Consider the following 15824-nt stretch of genomic DNA (forward strand, 5'->3'; position numbering starts at 1 on the left):
TCTTCGGCCGCGACGGTCTGGGCTGGATGCAGGCGGGCACGGCGGTCATGACCGCGGGCCTCGTCATGGGCATCATGCTCATTCCCTTCGTCAGCTCGCTCAGCGACGACATCATGGGCGGCGTGCCGCAGGCGCTGCGCGATGGCAGCTACGGCCTCGGCGCGACCCGCTCGGAAACCATCCGCCAAGTCGTGCTGCCCGCCGCGCTTCCGGGGATCGTGGGCGCCGTCCTTCTGGCCGCGAGCCGCGCCATCGGCGAGACGATGATCGTCGTGCTGGGCGCGGGCGCCGCCGCCAAGCTGGGCCTCAACCCCTTCGACGCCATGACCACGGTCACCGCCAAGATCGTCAGCCAGCTGACCGGTGACGCCGACTTCTCCTCTCCCGAGGCGCTCGTCGCCTTCGCGCTGGGGATGACCCTTTTCGTCATCACGCTGGGGCTGAACGTCGTCGCCCTCTGGATCGTGCGCAGATATCGCGAGCAATACGAATGACACAGAACAGCCTTCTGGTGCCCGACGCGCGCACCCGCCGCCGCAACGCCGCCGAGAAACGCTTCAAGGCCTATGGGGCGATCGCCATCGCCATCGGCATCGGGTTTCTCGTGGTGCTCCTGACGACGATCATCGTCAACGGGCGCGGCGCCTTCCAGCAGACCTATCTCGAGGTGCCGGTCTATCTCGACCCGGCGGCGCTCGACAAGAACGGGAACCGCGACCCCGAGGAGATCGCCAAGGTCTCGACCTTCGGCTACGCGCCGCTCATCAACGACGCGCTCCTCGCGCAGGTCGAGGCGCTCGGCACGCAGACCGAGCTGACCGATGCCGCCGACATGAAGGCGCTCGTCTCGCCCTCGGCCGCCGCGCAGCTGCGCGATCGCGTGATCGCCAATCCCGATCTGATCGGCGAGACGGTGACCTTCCAATTGCTCGCGTCGAGCCGTGTGGACGGGTATCTCAAGGGCCGCGTGATGCGCGAGGACGTGGCGCGCGACAAGAATATCGATGCCGCGCATCTCGATATCGTGGACGCGATGAAGGAGGCGGGCATCGCCGCCAAGGGCTTCAACTCGGAGTTCATCACCGGCGCGGACGCCTCGGAAAGCCGGCCCGAGCAGGCGGGCATGGGCGTCTCCATCCTCGGCTCGCTCGCGATGATGGCGGTCGTGCTGATCCTGTCGCTGCCCATCGGGGTGGCCGCGTCGATCTATCTCGAGGAGTTCGCGCCGAAGAACCGCTTCACGGACCTGATCGAGGTGAACATCTCGAACCTCGCGGCGGTGCCGTCCATCGTCTTCGGTATCCTCGGCCTCGCCGCCTTCATACAGTTCGCGAACCTGCCGCAATCGGCGCCGCTCGTGGGCGGCCTCGTGCTGACGCTCATGACGCTACCGACGATCATCATCTCGACCCGCGCCAGTCTCAAATCCGTGCCGCCCTCGATCCGTGACGCGGCGCTCGGGGTGGGGGCGTCCAAGATGCAGGCGGTCTTCCACCATGTTCTGCCGCTCGCGATGCCGGGCATCCTGACGGGCACGATCATCGGCATCGCGCAGGCCCTTGGCGAGACCGCGCCGCTCCTGCTCATCGGGATGGTGGGCTATGTCGCCACCAACTATCCCGACGGCATCAGCTCGGCCTTTCTCGACCCGAACTCGGCCATGCCCGCGCAGATCTTCGAATGGGCCAAACGGGCGGACCCCGCCTATTACGAACGCGCCTGGGGCGGGATCATCATCCTTCTGCTCGTGCTTCTGGCCGTGAACCTCATCGCCATTCTGCTGCGTCGCCGCTTCGAGCGCCGCTGGTAAATAGAAAGACGGATTCCCATGCAGGACATGACCAACAAACCCATCAAGATGTCCGCCAACGGCGTTCAGGTCTGGTATGGGGACACGCACGCGATCAAGGATGTGAGCGTCGATCTCGAGGACCGCACGGTGACGGCCTTCATCGGCCCCTCGGGCTGTGGCAAGTCCACCTTCCTGCGCTGCCTCAACCGGATGAACGACACGATCGACATCTGCCGCGTCGAGGGGGATATCCATCTCGACGGGCAGGACATCTACGACCGCCGGGTCGACCCCGTGCAGCTGCGCGCGCGGGTCGGGATGGTCTTTCAGAAGCCGAACCCCTTTCCGAAGTCGATCTATGATAACGTCGCCTACGGGCCGCGCATCCACGGGCTCGCGCCGACCCGCGCCGATCTCGACCAGCTCGTCGAGGAGGCGCTGCGCCATGCCGCGCTCTGGGAAGAGGTCAAGGACCGCCTGACCGCCCCCGGCACCGGCCTCTCGGGCGGACAGCAGCAGCGCCTGTGCATCGCGCGCGCCATCGCCACGCAGCCCGAAGTGCTGCTGATGGACGAGCCGTGCAGCGCGCTCGATCCCATCGCGACGGGCCAGGTCGAGGAGCTGATCGCGAACCTGACAAAGGATTTCTGCGTCGCGATCGTGACCCACTCGATGCAGCAGGCGGCGCGGGTCAGCCAGCGCACCGCGTTCTTCCATCTCGGCAATCTCGTCGAATACGGCGAGACCGGGCAGATCTTCACCAATCCCGTGGACAAGCGGACCGAAAGCTACATCACCGGACGGATAGGATAAGACATGAGCAAGCACATCACATCCGCCTATGACCGCGATCTGGAATCGGTCGAGGTGCTCATCACCCGCATGGGCGGCCTGGTCGAACAGGCCATCCTCAACGCGGCCTCGGCGCTCGATGCGCAGGACGAGGAAGCGGCGCAGCAGGTCCGCGCCGAGGACCGGGCCATCGACGCGCTCGAGGATCAGCTCAATGACGAGGCCGCGCGCATCATCGCGCTGCGCGCCCCCACGGCGATCGACCTGCGTCTCATCCTCGGGGTCATCAAGATCTCGGGCAACCTCGAGCGGATCGGCGACTATGCCAAGAACATGGCCAAGCGCACGACGCTTCTGGCGGGCATGCCCCAGGTCGAGGGCGGCACGGCCGCGCTGCGCCGCATGGCGCGCGAGGTGCAGCGCATGCTGAAGGACGCGCTCGACGCCTATGTGCGCCGCGACGCCGATCTCGCCCGCGAGGTTCTGGAGCGCGACGAGGACGTGGACCAGATGTACAACGCGGTCTTCCGCGAGCTTCTGACCTTCATGCTCGAGGACACGCGCAACATCACGCCCTGCATGCATCTGCATTTCATCGCCAAGAACACCGAGCGGATGGGCGATCACGTGACCGCCATCGCCGAGCAGGTGATCTACATGGTCACCGGCCAGCACCCGGACGAGGACCGTCCCAAGGGCGACGCCACCTCCGTCGATGCGGAGGTGGCGGAGGGATGAACGCCGCCTTCACCACAGGGCGGCCTTCCGTGCTCCTGGTCGAGGACGAACCCGCGCAACGCGAAGTGCTGGCCTATAATCTCGAGGCCGCGGGCCTCGAGGTGATCCGGGCCGGGGACGGCGAAGAGGCGCTGATGCTGGTGGCCGAAGGCACGCCCGATCTGATCCTTCTCGACTGGATGCTTCCGAATGTGTCGGGCATCGAGGTCTGCCGCCAGATCAAGTCCCGCCCCGCGACGCGCGGCGTGCCGATCATCATGCTCTCGGCCCGGACCGAGGAGGTGGACATGGTGCGCGGCCTCGATACCGGGGCCGACGACTACATGACCAAGCCCTATTCGCTGGCCGAGCTGATGGCGCGCGTTCAGGCGCAGCTCCGCCGCTCGCGCCCCGCCGCCGCCGGTGCGCGGCTCGAATTCGAGGACATCGTGCTCGACGGCGAGACGCACCGCGTCACGCGCGGCGGCACCGAGGTCAAGCTGGGTCCGACCGAGTTCCGCCTTCTCGCCACGCTGATGGAGCGCCCGGGCCGCGTGCTGAGCCGCGAGCAGCTTCTGGACCGCGTCTGGGGCCGCGACATCCATGTCGACAGCCGCACCGTCGATGTTCATGTGGGCCGCCTGCGCAAGGCGCTGGGGCAGGGCGACGCGATGCGCGCCGACGTCATCCGCACCGTGCGCGGCGCCGGATACGCCCTCGGCTAGAGCGGCGCGCCCATATCGGCCATCATCCGGCGCAGGGCGTCTTCGATTTCGCGCCGGCCCGCGCTCGCGGCGGTCTCGAGCACCTTGGAGATGCTGGGCGATGCCTCCGCGCCGGTCACGCGCTGGATGGGCTGATCGAGCCAGTCGAAGACGCGGCGCTGGAGCGCGTCGGCCAGCCATCCCCCATAAGAAGTGCCCTGCGCGCCCTGCTCGACGATTAGGACATTGTTCGTCTTGCGAATGGAGGCCTCGATTGTATTCCAATCGAGAGACGCGCGGTCGAGGCTGCGCAGATCGATGATCTCGGCGTCGATCCCGAGGTCATCCACCACCTCGCGCGTCTTCTCGACCATCGCGAGATAGGTGAGCACGGTGAGTTTCGTGCCGGCCCGCACCACCTTGGCGCGGCCAAGGGGAATGATGTAGTCAAGATCGTCGACAGGTGCGGCGCCCTTGCTGGCGTAAAGCTCCACATGCTCCAGCACCAACACGGGATCGCGGCACAGAAGGGCGGCGTTCATGAGCCCCACATAGTCGAAGGGTGTGGAGGGGGCCACGATGCGCCAGCCGGGGGCGGTGGCGAAGATGCCCGCGGGGTCCATCGAATGCTGCGAGCCATAGCCCGTGCCGATGGCCACCTTGGTGCGCAGGACCAGCGGCATGTCCGCATCGCCGCCGAACATGTGGCGGAACTTGCCGATCTGGTTGAAGACCTGATCGGCGGCCACCCACATGAAATCGGGGTACATGAATTCGATGACGGGCCGCACGCGCCCGTCCGCCGCCATGCCCGCGGCGATGCCGGTGAAGGCGTTCTCGCTGATCGGGGTGCCGAGGACGCGGGCAGGGAAGGCGTCGGCCAGCCCGCGTGTCGCACCGTTCGTGCCGCCCTTGAGGCGGTGCACATCCTCGCCGAGAACGACGATGCGGTCGTCCTCGGTCATCCGGCGGTGCATCACATCTGCGACCGTATCGACGAACTTCGCCTCTTGCAGCGTGCCGTCGAACGTCGCCTCCTCAGCGGTGCGGGCGCCTTCGAATTCCGACAGATCGCCACGCAGGCCCGCGTCCCGGAAACTTTCCTCGGGCCAGAGGCTCGGGATGATGCGGGGGCGTCCCTCGTGCATCTCGGTCAGCTCGCCCGCGACATCGTCCATCAGCCGGACCGCGCGATCCCGCAGGGCGGCCACGTCGTCCTCGCCGAGCACCTGCCGCTCCATCAGGTTTCGTGCCATCGCGTCGAGCGGGTCTCGCGCGCGCCACTCGGCCTCCTCTTCCTTGGCGCGGTAGCCGAAGGCGCTGCCGGGCAGGGGGCCGTTCTGGTGGAAATAGCGGTAGAGGTCGGCCTCGATGATGGTGGGCCCGTCCCCTCCGCGCATGATTTCGTTCGCGGCGAGGGCGGCGCGATAGACGGCGACCGGGTCCATCCCGTCGACCTTGAAAGAGGGGATGCCGAAGGCAAGACCACGCGACGACAGGCGCGGCTCGGCCGTCGACTCCTCGACCGTGGTAGACACGGCATATCGGTTGTTCTCGATGAAAAAGCAGATCGGCAGCTTCCACGCCGCCGCGATGTTCATCGTCTCGAGAACGGAGCCGATATTCGTGGCGCCATCCCCGAAATAGCTGTAGACGACGCGGTCCGTTCCCGCATTCCGATGCGCCCAGGCAGCGCCCGCCGCCATCGGCACGCCGCCCCCCACGATGGCGTTGGTGCCGAGGTTGCCCGCCTCTTCCCAGCGCAGATGCATCGAGCCGCCGCGCCCCCGGCAGAAGCCCTGGGCAAGGCCCATGATCTCGGCCATCGTGCATTTCGACAGATCGCGGATCGCTGCGGGGAAATCCTCGGTGGCGGAGATGCTGGCGGCGACATGGCGCAGCGACTTGGCCAGGAACTGGTGATGCGCCCGGTGCGAGCCGTTGACCTGATCGCCGTCGCCAAGGGCCATCGCGGATCCGACGGCGCCGCCTTCCTGCCCGATGGCGGAATGTGCTGGCCCGTGTACGAGTTGCTTGCCGGCGAGGTCGAGAACCTTTTCCTCGAAGGCGCGGATGAGGTGCAGTTGGGCGAGGATGGTGCAGCCGGTCTTCGGGTCGACGCCGCTGCGATCCTCATCCGTCACGGTGATCTCGCGCCACGGGGCGAGGGGGGCAAGATCGCGGTATTCTGGCATTCGTGGCTCCTCTCAGGCGACCATGTAGAGGCCGCCATTGACCTGTATCGTCTCGCCGGAAACGAAGCTGGCCGCGTCGCTCGCGAGGAAGGCTGCGACGCTGGCGACTTCCTCGGGCAGGCCGAGCCGGGCGAGGGGCGTCAGTTTCAGCGTCTCGTCGCTGCGGGTTTTCTTGAAATCGCCGATCATGGGCGTGTCGATGATGCCGGGCGCGATTGCGTTGCAGCGGATATCGGGCGCGAGCTCACGGGTGAGCGAGCGCATCAGCGCGCCCACCGCGCCCTTGGCGGCAGCGTAATGCGCGTTGGTCAGCGCGCCGCGATGCGGCGCGAGCGAGGTGAGAAAAACGAGCGCACCGCCCGGTCTCAAATGCGGCTGCGCGCGGCGGCAAATGTAGAAGACGCCGTCCAGATTGACGGCGAGGGTCCGCCGCCATTCGTCGTCCGACATCTGGGCGAAGGGCTGCGCGGGATAGACGCCCGCGCCTGGGATCAGGTAGTCGATGCCGCCGAAGCGGGAGACGGCGAGATCCACCAGCCTTTGGGCGTCATCGGGATCGGCGGCGTCGCCGGCCAGCATGGCGATGCGCGCGCCGTCCATGTCCTCGGCCAGTGTCTCGAGTGCTGCCTCGTCCCTGTCGCCCAGAACGAGGTTCGCGCCCGAGCGATGGAAAAGCTCGGCGATGCAGCGTCCGATACCGCCTGCGGCGCCGGTCAGCAGAAGCGTGCGGCCGCTGAAATCGAAACTCGCGTTCATCGTCTAGAACCCCCTTGCGCGAAACCCGCCATCCGCCAGATGCGCGTGCCCGGTGATGAAAACCGCCGCGTCCGAGGCGAGATAGACCGCCATTTCAGCCACTTCCTCGGGCGTGCCCATGCGGCCCTGCGGCGTGCGCGCCTCGATCGCCGCGAGGTCCAGCTTGCCATCTGCGATCAACTCGTCCGTCAGCGCGGTGCGGATGTAGCCGGGGCAGATCGCGTTGACGCGGATGCCGTGGGCGGCCCACTCGTCGGCCAGAACTTCGGTCAGCGAGATGACTCCTGCCTTCGAGGCGCAATAGGCCGCGCGGTTCGCCGAGGCCGAAAGGCCCCACATCGACGCGGTGTTGAGAATGACGCCGCCGCCCTGCGCCTTCATGTGCCGCGCGGCGGCCTGCGCACAGAGGAAAGTGCCGGTAAGGTTCACGTCGATCGCACGGCGCCAGTCGGCGGGGCTCAGATCGAGGCTGGGCCTGTTCATCGAGATGCCCGCATTGGTAAGCAGTATATCGAGACTGCCGAAGCTCTCGGCGCAGGCATCGCAGGCGGCGGCGACGTCCGCCTCCTCGGTGACCGAGCCCGCATGCACGGCGATACGCGCGTCGGGAAAGTCGGCGCGCAGCGTCGCCGCCGCCCCGGCCAGCGCGTCCGCGTCGCGGTCCATCAGCATCAGATACGCGCCGTGGCGGGCGAAGGCGCGCGCCATCGCATAGCCGATGCCGCGCGCGCCCCCGGTGTTCAGGACAGCGCGGCCCGCAAGGCCGGGATAGGTGGCGGGAGCGAAGGCACGCGTCATCCCGCCGCGTCCTTCAGGATGAGGTCCGCGCCTTTTTCCGCGATCATGAAGACGGCGGCCTGCGTGTTGCCCGACACGATGGTCGGCATGATCGACGCATCGACGATGCGCAGCCCTTCGAGGCCGCGCATTTTGAGTGCCGGATCGACGACCGAGGCCTCGTCCGCGCCCATCCGGCAGGTGCCGCTGGCGTGATAGATCGTCTGGCCGTTGTCGCGCGCGAATTGCAGCCAGTCCCCATCGCTTCGGCAGCTCTCGCCGGGGCTGATCTCGGGGCCGCGAAAGGCGTCCATCGGGGCCTGTGCCACGATATCGCGTGTCATCTTCATGCCGTCCACCATGGCGCGGCAATCCTCGGGCGTGGCGAGGAAATTGGGCCGTATCACGGGTTGGCGCGCGGGATCGGGGCTTCCGATATGCACTGTTCCGCGCGACTCGGGGCGCAGTTGCGTGACACCGATGGTCATGCCCGGCTGACGGTCCAGCTTGCGCTCGGCGGCATTGGCATAGCTGGCATGCAGGAAGAAGAGCTGCACATCCGGCCCTTCGAGATCGGGCCGGGTGCGCATGAAACCATGCACAAGGCCGGTGCCGTAGGTCAAAATGCCCTTGCGGGTGAGCGCGTATTGCAGGACCGATCTCACGAGGCTGAGGCCGCGCGTCATTTCGTTGAGCGTCACCGGCTGCGTCACGCGCCAGTTCATGCGGGTGCAAAAATGGTCGATGTAGTTGGCGCCGACTGCCGGCGCCTCATGCAGCACATCGACGCCCGCGCCGCGCAGTACCTCGGGGTCTCCGATCCCCGACAACTCGAGCAGTTGCGGCGTGTGAAAGGCGCCCGCGGCCAGCACCACCTCGGCGCGCGCATGGGCCTGCAGCTTGCAGCCGTTCTGCATCACTTCAACGCCGGTGGCGCGGCGTCCGTCCATGAGTATGCGCTGCGCCTGCGCGCCGGTCCAGATCGCCAGGTTCGCGCGATGGCGTGCCGGAGCCAGATAGGCGGTGGCCGCCGAAACGCGGCGCCCGTCCTTCTGATTGACTTGGTAATAGCCGAAGCCATCCTGCGACGCGCCGTTGTAGTCGTCATTCTCGGGGTGGCCCGCCGCCTTGGCCGCGCGGATGAAGGCGCGCCCGATTTCGGGGCGTTCCTTCACCGTGGTCAGGGGCAGGGGGCCGCCGCGCGCGCGCAGATCGCCCTCGGCCTCGTCGTAATCCTCGATCCGTTTGAAATAGGGCAGCACGTCGTCGAAGCCCCAGCCGGTGCAGCCGCGCTGTGCCCAGCCGTCGAAATCCTGCGGCTGGCCGCGCACATAGATCATTCCGTTGATGAGGGTCGAGCCGCCCAGCCCCTTTCCCTTGGGGATCGAGATGACGCGGTTCATCGTCGCCTCTTCCGGCTCGCTCGTCAGGCGCCAGTTGTGGCGCGGATTGGTCAGCAGTTTCGAGAAGCCGGCGGGGATATCCACCCAATGGCTCTGCCCCTCGTCTCCGGCCTCGATCAGTAGCACGCGATGCTTGCCCGATGCGCTCAGGCGATTGGCCAGTACGCAGCCCGCATTGCCGCCGCCGACGATGATGTAATCGAATGCGCTATCCACGTGTCGGCACCACCTTGCCGGGGTTCATCAGGCCCGCCGGATCGAGCGCGTCCTTGATCCGGTGGGTCAGGTCATGCTCCACCGCGCCGGCGAGCCGCGCCCATTCGGCGACGCGGTATTGGCCCAGCCCATGCTCGGCCGAGATCGAGCCGTGATGCGCAGCGACCATGTCGTGCAGGGCGGCATTGACGCGGGCGGCATCTTCCTTGGCGACGTTCATCACGTTGTAATGAAGGTTCCCGTCGCCCAGATGGCCGAAGACGTTGAGCCGTGCTTCCGGAGCCACATCGCGCAGCATTGCGCCCGCCTCTTGCAGGAACGCATCCATGCCCGGGATCGGCACCGAGATGTCATGCTTGATCGCGCCCCCGGCCTTGCCTTCGGCTTCGGTCAGGCTCTCGCGCAATTGCCAGAGCGCATCGGCCTGCGCGCCCGACTCGGCCAGCACGCCGTCGGTGGCCCAGCCTTCCTCGAAGGCGGCCTCCAGCAGCTTTTCAGCCGCCTCCCGAAGCCCGGGAAGGGACGAGCCCGCCTCGATCAGCAGCACCCAATCGGCGTGGACGGGCGCGGTCTGGCCCATATGCTCAGATATCAGATCGAGACCCGCGCCCGAGATGAGCTCGAACGCCGACAGCGCCTCGCCGATTTCGTTCTGTGCGCGTGCATAGAGCGCGATGGCCGACGCGATGTCCGGTACGGCGATGAGCGCGGTGGCGCGGTGGCGGGGCAGGGGGACGAGGCGCAGGACGGCCGCGGTGACGATCCCGAGCGTGCCTTCGGTCCCGATGAAAAGCTGTTTCAGATCATAGCCTGCATTGTCCTTGCGCAGATGCCGCAGGCGGCTGAGGATCTGCCCGTCCGGCAGCACCACTTCGAGGCCGAGGACCAGCGCGCGCGTCATGCCGTAGCGCAGCACGTCGACCCCGCCCGCATTCGTGGCGATCAGCCCTCCGATCCGGGCCGATCCTTCGGCGGCGAGGCTGATCGGCAAAAGGCGGTTCTCATTCCGCACGGCGTCCTGAACCGTTTGCAGGATCGTGCCTGCCTCGACTTCCACGGTCATGCCCACCGGATCGATCCGGCGGATGGCGGTCATGCGGTCGAGCGCGAGGATGACTTCCGTGCCGCTTTCGTCGGGCGTGGCGCCCCCGGCGAGGCCGGTATTACCGCCTTGCGGCACGATGGCGGTGCCTGCCTCGGCGCAGGCTGCGACGCAGCGCGCCACCTCCTCGGTTCCGGCGGGCCGCAGAACGCAGAGCGGGCGCCCGTGGAACATGCCCCGCCAATCGGTCGCATAGGCGGCCATGTCGCCGCCCGTCAGCACGGCGGCATCGCCGCAGATGGCGCGCAGTCTTTCGAGAAGGGGGGCGTCGCCGGGCATCAGATGGCGCCCATGTATTCGGCCATGAGGCGGGCCTGGCTTTTGAGCATCGGCAGGCCCGGATGGGTGCGCGCGCCCGCCTGCTCGGCGGCGGCGAGGAGGGGGGTCACGGCAGGGTCCATGATCGCCTCCGCGACGATCTGGCCTGCGTGAAGCTGGCTGGTGTCGAGCGGCAGCGCATCGCCCTCGCGCATGCCGAGCGATGTGGCGTTGACCACCAGATCGGCCTGCGCCACAGCGCTCTCGTCCGTCGAAAGGATGACGTCCGGATAGGCCTTGGCGACGCGGTCGGCGAGACCCCGTGCCCGCGCTTCGGTGCGGTTCGCGATGGTCAGCCCGGCGATGCCCGCCTCGGCCAGCGCGAAGGCGATGGCGCTTGCGGCGCCGCCCGCCCCGGCGAGGATCACGCGCAGCCCCTCGGGATCATGTCCTGCGCCGCGCAGCCCCTCGACGAAGCCCACGCCGTCGAGGATCGCGCCCGTGAGCGTGCCATCCGCGTCCCGGCGGATGCAATTGACCGCGCCCACCATGCGGGCCTGATCGGTCAACGCGTCGCAGAGCGCGGGGATCACGGTCTTGTGCGGAACTGTCACGATCACGCCCTTCAGGGACTGAATCCGGCGCAGACCCTGCACCGCATCCTGGAGCCCCTCGGCTCGGACATGCAGCGGAACCAGAACACCGTCATGGCCTTCCTCGGCGAACAGCCGGTTCATCACCTGCGGGGTTTTGACGTGGTGGATGGGGTCGGCGAGGATGCCGTATAGCTTCGTGTTGCCGGTGATCTGACTCATGTCCTTGCCTTCAGCTTCGAGCGTCGCCGCTCACGTCATGTGTTGAGCGCAGGGGCTCACGTCATATAAAGCCCGCCGGCCACGTCGATTGTCTGACCGGTGACGAAGCTCGCCTCGCTTGAGGTGAGCCATAGCGCGGTGTCGGCCACCTCGGCGGGCTGGCCGAGCCGCCCCATGGGCGTGAGCGCGATCTGCGCGTCATTGGCGGCCTTTCCCGCGCCCGCGACCATCGGCGTCTCGATCCGGCCCGGCGCCAGCGCGTTGACGCGGATGCCGAACGGACCGAGCTCGGCGGCCAGGTGGATGGTGAAACCCACGATGGCGGATTTCGTCGCGGCATAGTGGCTCGCCACGATGGGCGAGTGGGTCTTGCCGGCGACGGAGCTCATGTTGACGATCCAGCCGCGCCCAGCCTCGCGCATACCGGGTGTGACCGCGCGGATCGTGTTGAAACTGCCGGTCAGGTTCACGTCGACGACACGGCGCCATTCCGCGGGGTCCATCTGCCAGACGCCATGAGGTTTGCCGTCATGCTTGGGCGAGATGCCCGCATTGTTGACGACCGTATCGAACGGCGCGTGATCGGCGGCGAAGCGCGCGCATATCTGCTCAACGGCGTCCCAATCGGCCACGTCGAGCGTCAGCGGCACCGCATGGCCTAGCCCCGCCTTGCCGATCAGCGCGGCGGTCTCGGCAATGGCGTCCTCGTTCATGTCCGCGACACCCACCGTGGCCCCGCGCCGGGCGAAGCCGAGGGCGAGCGCGCGGCCGATGCCGTTCCCAGCGCCGGTGACGAGTACGTGCCGACCCGCATGACTCGGCCGGGTGTCCAGATCTTCGGGGGTGATCTCGCTGCGCTCCATCTCAGATCCCCAGATAGGCCTTGCGCACATGCGGGTTCTCGAGAAGCGCGTCCGCGTCGTCGCTCAGCACGATCTCGCCGTTCTCCAGCACATAGCCCCGATCGGCGGCCTTGAGCGTGTGAAAGACGTTCTGCTCGACGATGAGCACCGTCGCGCCGGTCTTCACGATGCTGTCGATCACCTCGAACACCTGCGCGACGATGATGGGGGCGAGGCCGAGGGACGGCTCGTCGAACATCAGAAGGCGCGGCTTGGACATAAGTCCCCGCGCGATGGCGACCATCTGCTGCTCGCCGCCCGAGAGGGAGTTGGCCTTCTGCTCGAGCCGCTCGGCGACGCGCGGAAAGAGGGCCAGCACCTCGTCCATGATCTGCGACTGGCTGGCGCGCGCGCCCTTGCGGTAGGCGCCCATCATCAGGTTCTCGCGCACGGTCATGTCCGGGAAAAGCTGGCGTCCCTCGGGAATGAGGGTGATGCCGAGCTCGACCGTCTCGTGGGACGAAAGCCTCGTGATGTCCTGCCCCTCGAAGCGGATCGTGCCCGCCGTCGGCTTGATGAGTCCCGAGATCGTGCGCAGCGTCGTCGTCTTGCCGGCGCCGTTGGCGCCGACGATGGTGACGACCTCGCCCTCGGCCACGGTAAGAGAGACGTCCTGAAGGATGGTGGTGCTGTCATAGCCCGAATGGATGCCGCTCAGCTCAAGCATGGGTGAACTCCTTGCCCAGATATGCCTCGATCACCTGGCTGTCTTCGACCACTTCCTTCGGCTTGCCCTCGGCGATGACCTCGCCGGAACTCAGCACGATCACATGATCCGAGAGCGACATGACGGCCTGCATCACATGTTCGATCGCGATGATTGACACACCCTCGTCGCGGATCGACAGCATCAGGTCGATCGCGCGGCGCACGTCGGCCTGGTTGATGCCCGCCATCACCTCGTCGAGCAGCAGGACACGCGGCTCCATCGCCATGACGCGGGCGACTTCGAGACGCTTGAGCCCGCCGATGGTAAGCGACGATGCCTCGGCGTTGAGATAGGGCGCGAGGCCCATTTTCTCGGCGGTGCGCCGCGCCGCCGCACGCGCGTCATCGACATGCGGATAACGGTGGAACGCGCCGACCATGATGTTTTCCTCGACGGTCATGGCCGCGAAGGGCTGCACGATCTGGAAGGTGCGCCCGACGCCCAGAGACGCGAAATCGGCAGGTGTCCTGGGTGTGTGCCACTTGCCGTCCTTCCCCTTGATCTCGACCGTGCCGCCATCGGCATCGAGAAAGCCCGAGATCATGTTGAAGACCGTCGTCTTGCCCGCGCCGTTGGGACCGATGAGGCCGAGGATCTCGCCCTCGCGCAGGGTGAAAGACACGTCGTTGGTCACATGCAGACCGCCGAAATGTTTGTTCAGGTTCCGCACGCGCACGATCTCCTCGCCCGGCTCGGGCGGGGTGAACTGGCGCGCGACCTCGGGGGCGGCGACCTCCGCGGCCTGCTTGCCTTCGGTATCGTCGGGTTTGAACCAACGCCCGACGACGCCCATCAGCCCGTTCGGGATGAATATGACGACAAGCACCAGAACCGCGCCATAGACGAAGCCGTGCAGGCCCACCGCCTCAGCGCCGAGCGCGCCGCGAGCGAATTCGGTGATCGGCACGAGGAGCACCGCGCCCAGAAGCGGGCCGAAGACCGTGCCGAGCCCGCCGATCAGCGCGAACATCGCGATCTGGATCGAGAAGGCGAGCGAGAAGGCCGATTCAGGTTCGACGAAGGTCAGGTACATGCCGTGGAACGTGCCCATCATCGCGGTGAGGGCGGCCGAAATGGCGACCGCGATCAGCCGCACCTTGACGGTGCCGATCCCGGCGGCGCGCGCCGCGCTCTCCCGCTCGCGCGTCGCGACGAGCTGAAAGCCGAGGCGATGCGAGCGGATATACCATGCGACGGCGAGGATGAAGCACATCATGCCGAAGGCGATGATGAGAGCGGGCAGACGTTCGCGGAAGACCATCCATTCCCAGCCGATATTGAGCGGGATCATCATGCCCGTCGCGCCGCCGGTGAAGTCGCGGAAATGCAGCGCGAGCTGATGGAAGACCTCGAGAAAGGCGATGGTCGCCAGCGCGAAGAACGGCCCGTGCAGACGAAAGCAGGGATAGCTGATGATGATCGCGACGACCGCGGCGATGCCCGCCCCGGCGAACATGCCGATCCAGGGCGAGATGCCGATATTGGTCAGCATGACGCCGGTATAGGCGCCGATCCCGTAGAAGATCGCATGGCCGAGCGAAAGCTGCCCGGCGAAACCGCCGACGATGTTCCACGCCGTCGACAGGCCCGCGAAGATGCAGATCGTGATGAAGATGTGATAGACGAACTGGTCGTCCACCGCGACAGGCGTGATGAAGATCGCGGCAAGAAGGACGGCCAGCGCGATGGCGGCGCCGGTGCTGCGCTTGGCCTTGGTGCCCATCGGGGCGGTCTGGGTGCTGGTTTGATCCGTCATGATACATGCGACAGGTTCAGTCGCCCTCCGAACAGGCCCTGCGGACGCAGGATCAGGATGAGAAGAAAGACCGTGAACACCGCGACTTCGCGCATGTCAGAGCCGATGTAGAAGCCCGCGAGACTGTCGATCAGGCCGATGATCATCGCGCCGAGGAACGCGCCCCCGATCGATCCGAGGCCGCCGAGCACCACGACCACGAAGGCGGTCAGCACAAAATAGGTGCCGATCCCGGGTGAGGTCGGATAGAGCGGCGCGACGAGGCAGGCGGCGACGCCGACGCAGGCGGCGCCGAGGCCGAAGGTGACCATGTAGACGCGGCTTACATTGATGCCCATGAGCTGCGCCGCGGCGCGGTTCTGCGCAACCGCCCGGATGCCGCGGCCCGCCTGGGTGCGTTGCAGGAAGAGATGAAGGCCGATCACCAGAAGCGTCGCGACGGCGAACATGACGATCTGTCCCGTCAGCATGCGGACCGGCCCGATCTCGATCGAGGAGCGCAAGCCGTAGGCGGGCGTCGTGTAGATGTCGGCGCCGAAGATCAGCAGCGCGAGGTTGATGAGCGCGGTCGAAAGGCCGACGGTGGCGAAGATCTGGATGTCGTGATTGCGCGCGCCCATCAGCGGCTCGATCAGCAACTTCTGGGTCAGCATCCCCAGCACGAAGAGGAGCGGCACGATGGCCGCGACGGCCACGTAGGGGTGCATGCCCAGCGATGTGCTGACCAGAAAGGTCGCATACATCCCGATCATCAGGAATTCGCCATGGGCGAAGTTCACGACCTTGACGATCCCGAAGATCAGCGTGAGCCCCACGCTGGTGATGGCGAACAGGCCGCCCAGAAGCAGGCCGTTCACCACGACTTGAAGAAACACGTCCATCGACTATCCCACCTTGTCCGGGTTCGGAGCGGCCCGCGCGGCGGCCCGC

At 66.9% G+C, this 15824-nt stretch carries 15 protein-coding genes; 5 read left to right on the top strand and 10 right to left on the bottom strand.

The window, feature by feature from the left end; all coding sequences use genetic code 11:
- From ACGRVM_RS15380 to phoB, 5 genes are all read left to right on the top strand, one after another.
- The coding region (locus ACGRVM_RS15380; RefSeq protein WP_394624067.1) for a PstC family ABC transporter permease at window positions 1-494 on the top strand (494 nt) is incomplete at its 5' end.
- The gene (pstA, locus tag ACGRVM_RS15385; RefSeq protein ID WP_377173136.1) at window positions 491-1810 is read left to right on the top strand and encodes a phosphate ABC transporter permease PstA; all 1320 of its coding nucleotides are present in this window, start codon (window positions 491-493) and stop codon (window positions 1808-1810) included. The genes ACGRVM_RS15380 and pstA, both read left to right, overlap by 4 nt.
- A 27-nt stretch (window positions 1811-1837) precedes the next feature.
- Entirely contained in the window at window positions 1838-2605 is a 768-nt protein-coding gene (pstB, locus tag ACGRVM_RS15390) for a phosphate ABC transporter ATP-binding protein PstB (RefSeq protein WP_377173134.1), read from the top strand.
- A 3-nt stretch (window positions 2606-2608) separates the two neighbouring features.
- Window positions 2609-3322 carry a phosphate signaling complex protein PhoU gene (gene phoU, locus ACGRVM_RS15395; protein ID WP_377173132.1) on the top strand — a complete coding sequence of 238 codons (714 nt, stop codon included), beginning with the start codon at window positions 2609-2611 and terminating at the stop codon, window positions 3320-3322.
- Window positions 3319-4026 carry a phosphate regulon transcriptional regulator PhoB gene (gene phoB / locus ACGRVM_RS15400; protein ID WP_377173130.1) on the top strand — a complete coding sequence of 236 codons (708 nt, stop codon included), beginning with the start codon at window positions 3319-3321 and terminating at the stop codon, window positions 4024-4026. The genes phoU and phoB overlap by 4 nt, the downstream gene beginning before the upstream one ends.
- Here phoB and ACGRVM_RS15405 read toward each other — a convergent pair.
- The 10 genes from ACGRVM_RS15405 to ACGRVM_RS15450 are packed head-to-tail and all read right to left on the bottom strand — an operon-like array spanning window position 4023 to window position 15775.
- A complete protein-coding gene (locus tag ACGRVM_RS15405; RefSeq protein ID WP_377173128.1) occupies window positions 4023-6200 on the bottom strand; it encodes an alpha-ketoacid dehydrogenase subunit alpha/beta in 2178 nt (725 codons plus the stop codon). The two genes, phoB and ACGRVM_RS15405, sit on opposite strands and share 4 nt — an antisense overlap.
- A gap of 12 nt (window positions 6201-6212) precedes the next feature.
- Window positions 6213-6956 carry an SDR family NAD(P)-dependent oxidoreductase gene (locus ACGRVM_RS15410; protein ID WP_377173126.1) on the bottom strand — a complete coding sequence of 248 codons (744 nt, stop codon included), beginning with the start codon at window positions 6954-6956 and terminating at the stop codon, window positions 6213-6215.
- Between the two features lie 3 nt (window positions 6957-6959).
- Window positions 6960-7754 carry an SDR family NAD(P)-dependent oxidoreductase gene (locus ACGRVM_RS15415; RefSeq protein WP_377173124.1) on the bottom strand — a complete coding sequence of 265 codons (795 nt, stop codon included), beginning with the start codon at window positions 7752-7754 and terminating at the stop codon, window positions 6960-6962.
- Window positions 7751-9352 (bottom strand): GMC family oxidoreductase, encoded by a 1602-nt coding sequence (locus ACGRVM_RS15420; protein ID WP_377173122.1) that lies wholly within the window; start codon window positions 9350-9352, stop codon window positions 7751-7753. The genes ACGRVM_RS15415 and ACGRVM_RS15420 overlap by 4 nt, the downstream gene beginning before the upstream one ends.
- Window positions 9345-10733, bottom strand: coding sequence for an FAD-binding oxidoreductase (locus ACGRVM_RS15425; protein WP_377173120.1), 1389 nt, complete (start codon window positions 10731-10733; stop codon window positions 9345-9347). The genes ACGRVM_RS15420 and ACGRVM_RS15425 overlap by 8 nt, the downstream gene beginning before the upstream one ends.
- Window positions 10733-11527 carry a shikimate dehydrogenase family protein gene (locus ACGRVM_RS15430; RefSeq protein ID WP_377173118.1) on the bottom strand — a complete coding sequence of 265 codons (795 nt, stop codon included), beginning with the start codon at window positions 11525-11527 and terminating at the stop codon, window positions 10733-10735. The genes ACGRVM_RS15425 and ACGRVM_RS15430 overlap by 1 nt, the downstream gene beginning before the upstream one ends.
- A 56-nt stretch (window positions 11528-11583) precedes the next feature.
- Complete coding sequence (gene fabG, locus ACGRVM_RS15435; RefSeq protein ID WP_377173116.1) at window positions 11584-12390, bottom strand: 3-oxoacyl-ACP reductase FabG; 807 nt, start codon at window positions 12388-12390, stop codon at window positions 11584-11586.
- A 1-nt stretch (window position 12391) separates the two neighbouring features.
- Entirely contained in the window at window positions 12392-13096 is a 705-nt protein-coding gene (locus tag ACGRVM_RS15440; protein WP_377173114.1) for an ABC transporter ATP-binding protein, read from the bottom strand.
- The gene (locus tag ACGRVM_RS15445) at window positions 13089-14894 is read right to left on the bottom strand and encodes a branched-chain amino acid ABC transporter ATP-binding protein/permease (protein ID WP_377173112.1); all 1806 of its coding nucleotides are present in this window, start codon (window positions 14892-14894) and stop codon (window positions 13089-13091) included. Before ACGRVM_RS15445 ends, ACGRVM_RS15440 begins: the two co-directional genes overlap by 8 nt.
- Window positions 14891-15775: a branched-chain amino acid ABC transporter permease gene (locus tag ACGRVM_RS15450; protein WP_377173111.1), complete on the bottom strand. Its 885-nt coding sequence runs from the start codon at window positions 15773-15775 to the stop codon at window positions 14891-14893. Before ACGRVM_RS15450 ends, ACGRVM_RS15445 begins: the two co-directional genes overlap by 4 nt.
- Window positions 15776-15824 lie beyond the last annotated feature (49 nt).

It is taken from the genome of Roseovarius aquimarinus (assembly GCF_043661195.1).
GTDB classification, from domain to species: domain Bacteria; phylum Pseudomonadota; class Alphaproteobacteria; order Rhodobacterales; family Rhodobacteraceae; genus Roseovarius; species Roseovarius aquimarinus.

Bases quoted from the DNA above. Each gene is read 5' to 3' on its own strand.
- pstA (WP_377173136.1), top strand. From the start codon at position 491: ATGACACAGAACAGCCTTCTGGTGCCCGACGCGCGCACCCGCCGCCGC.
- pstB (WP_377173134.1), top strand. From the start codon at position 1,838: ATGACCAACAAACCCATCAAGATGTCCGCCAACGGCGTTCAGGTCTGG.
- phoU (WP_377173132.1), top strand. From the start codon at position 2,609: ATGAGCAAGCACATCACATCCGCCTATGACCGCGATCTGGAATCGGTC.
- phoB (WP_377173130.1), top strand. From the start codon at position 3,319: ATGAACGCCGCCTTCACCACAGGGCGGCCTTCCGTGCTCCTGGTCGAG.
- ACGRVM_RS15405 (WP_377173128.1), bottom strand. From the start codon at position 6,200: ATGCCAGAATACCGCGATCTTGCCCCCCTCGCCCCGTGGCGCGAGATC.
- ACGRVM_RS15410 (WP_377173126.1), bottom strand. From the start codon at position 6,956: ATGAACGCGAGTTTCGATTTCAGCGGCCGCACGCTTCTGCTGACCGGC.
- ACGRVM_RS15415 (WP_377173124.1), bottom strand. From the start codon at position 7,754: ATGACGCGTGCCTTCGCTCCCGCCACCTATCCCGGCCTTGCGGGCCGC.
- ACGRVM_RS15425 (WP_377173120.1), bottom strand. From the start codon at position 10,733: ATGCCCGGCGACGCCCCCCTTCTCGAAAGACTGCGCGCCATCTGCGGC.
- ACGRVM_RS15430 (WP_377173118.1), bottom strand. From the start codon at position 11,527: ATGAGTCAGATCACCGGCAACACGAAGCTATACGGCATCCTCGCCGAC.
- fabG (WP_377173116.1), bottom strand. From the start codon at position 12,390: ATGGAGCGCAGCGAGATCACCCCCGAAGATCTGGACACCCGGCCGAGT.
- ACGRVM_RS15440 (WP_377173114.1), bottom strand. From the start codon at position 13,096: ATGCTTGAGCTGAGCGGCATCCATTCGGGCTATGACAGCACCACCATC.
- ACGRVM_RS15445 (WP_377173112.1), bottom strand. From the start codon at position 14,894: ATGACGGATCAAACCAGCACCCAGACCGCCCCGATGGGCACCAAGGCC.
- ACGRVM_RS15450 (WP_377173111.1), bottom strand. From the start codon at position 15,775: ATGGACGTGTTTCTTCAAGTCGTGGTGAACGGCCTGCTTCTGGGCGGC.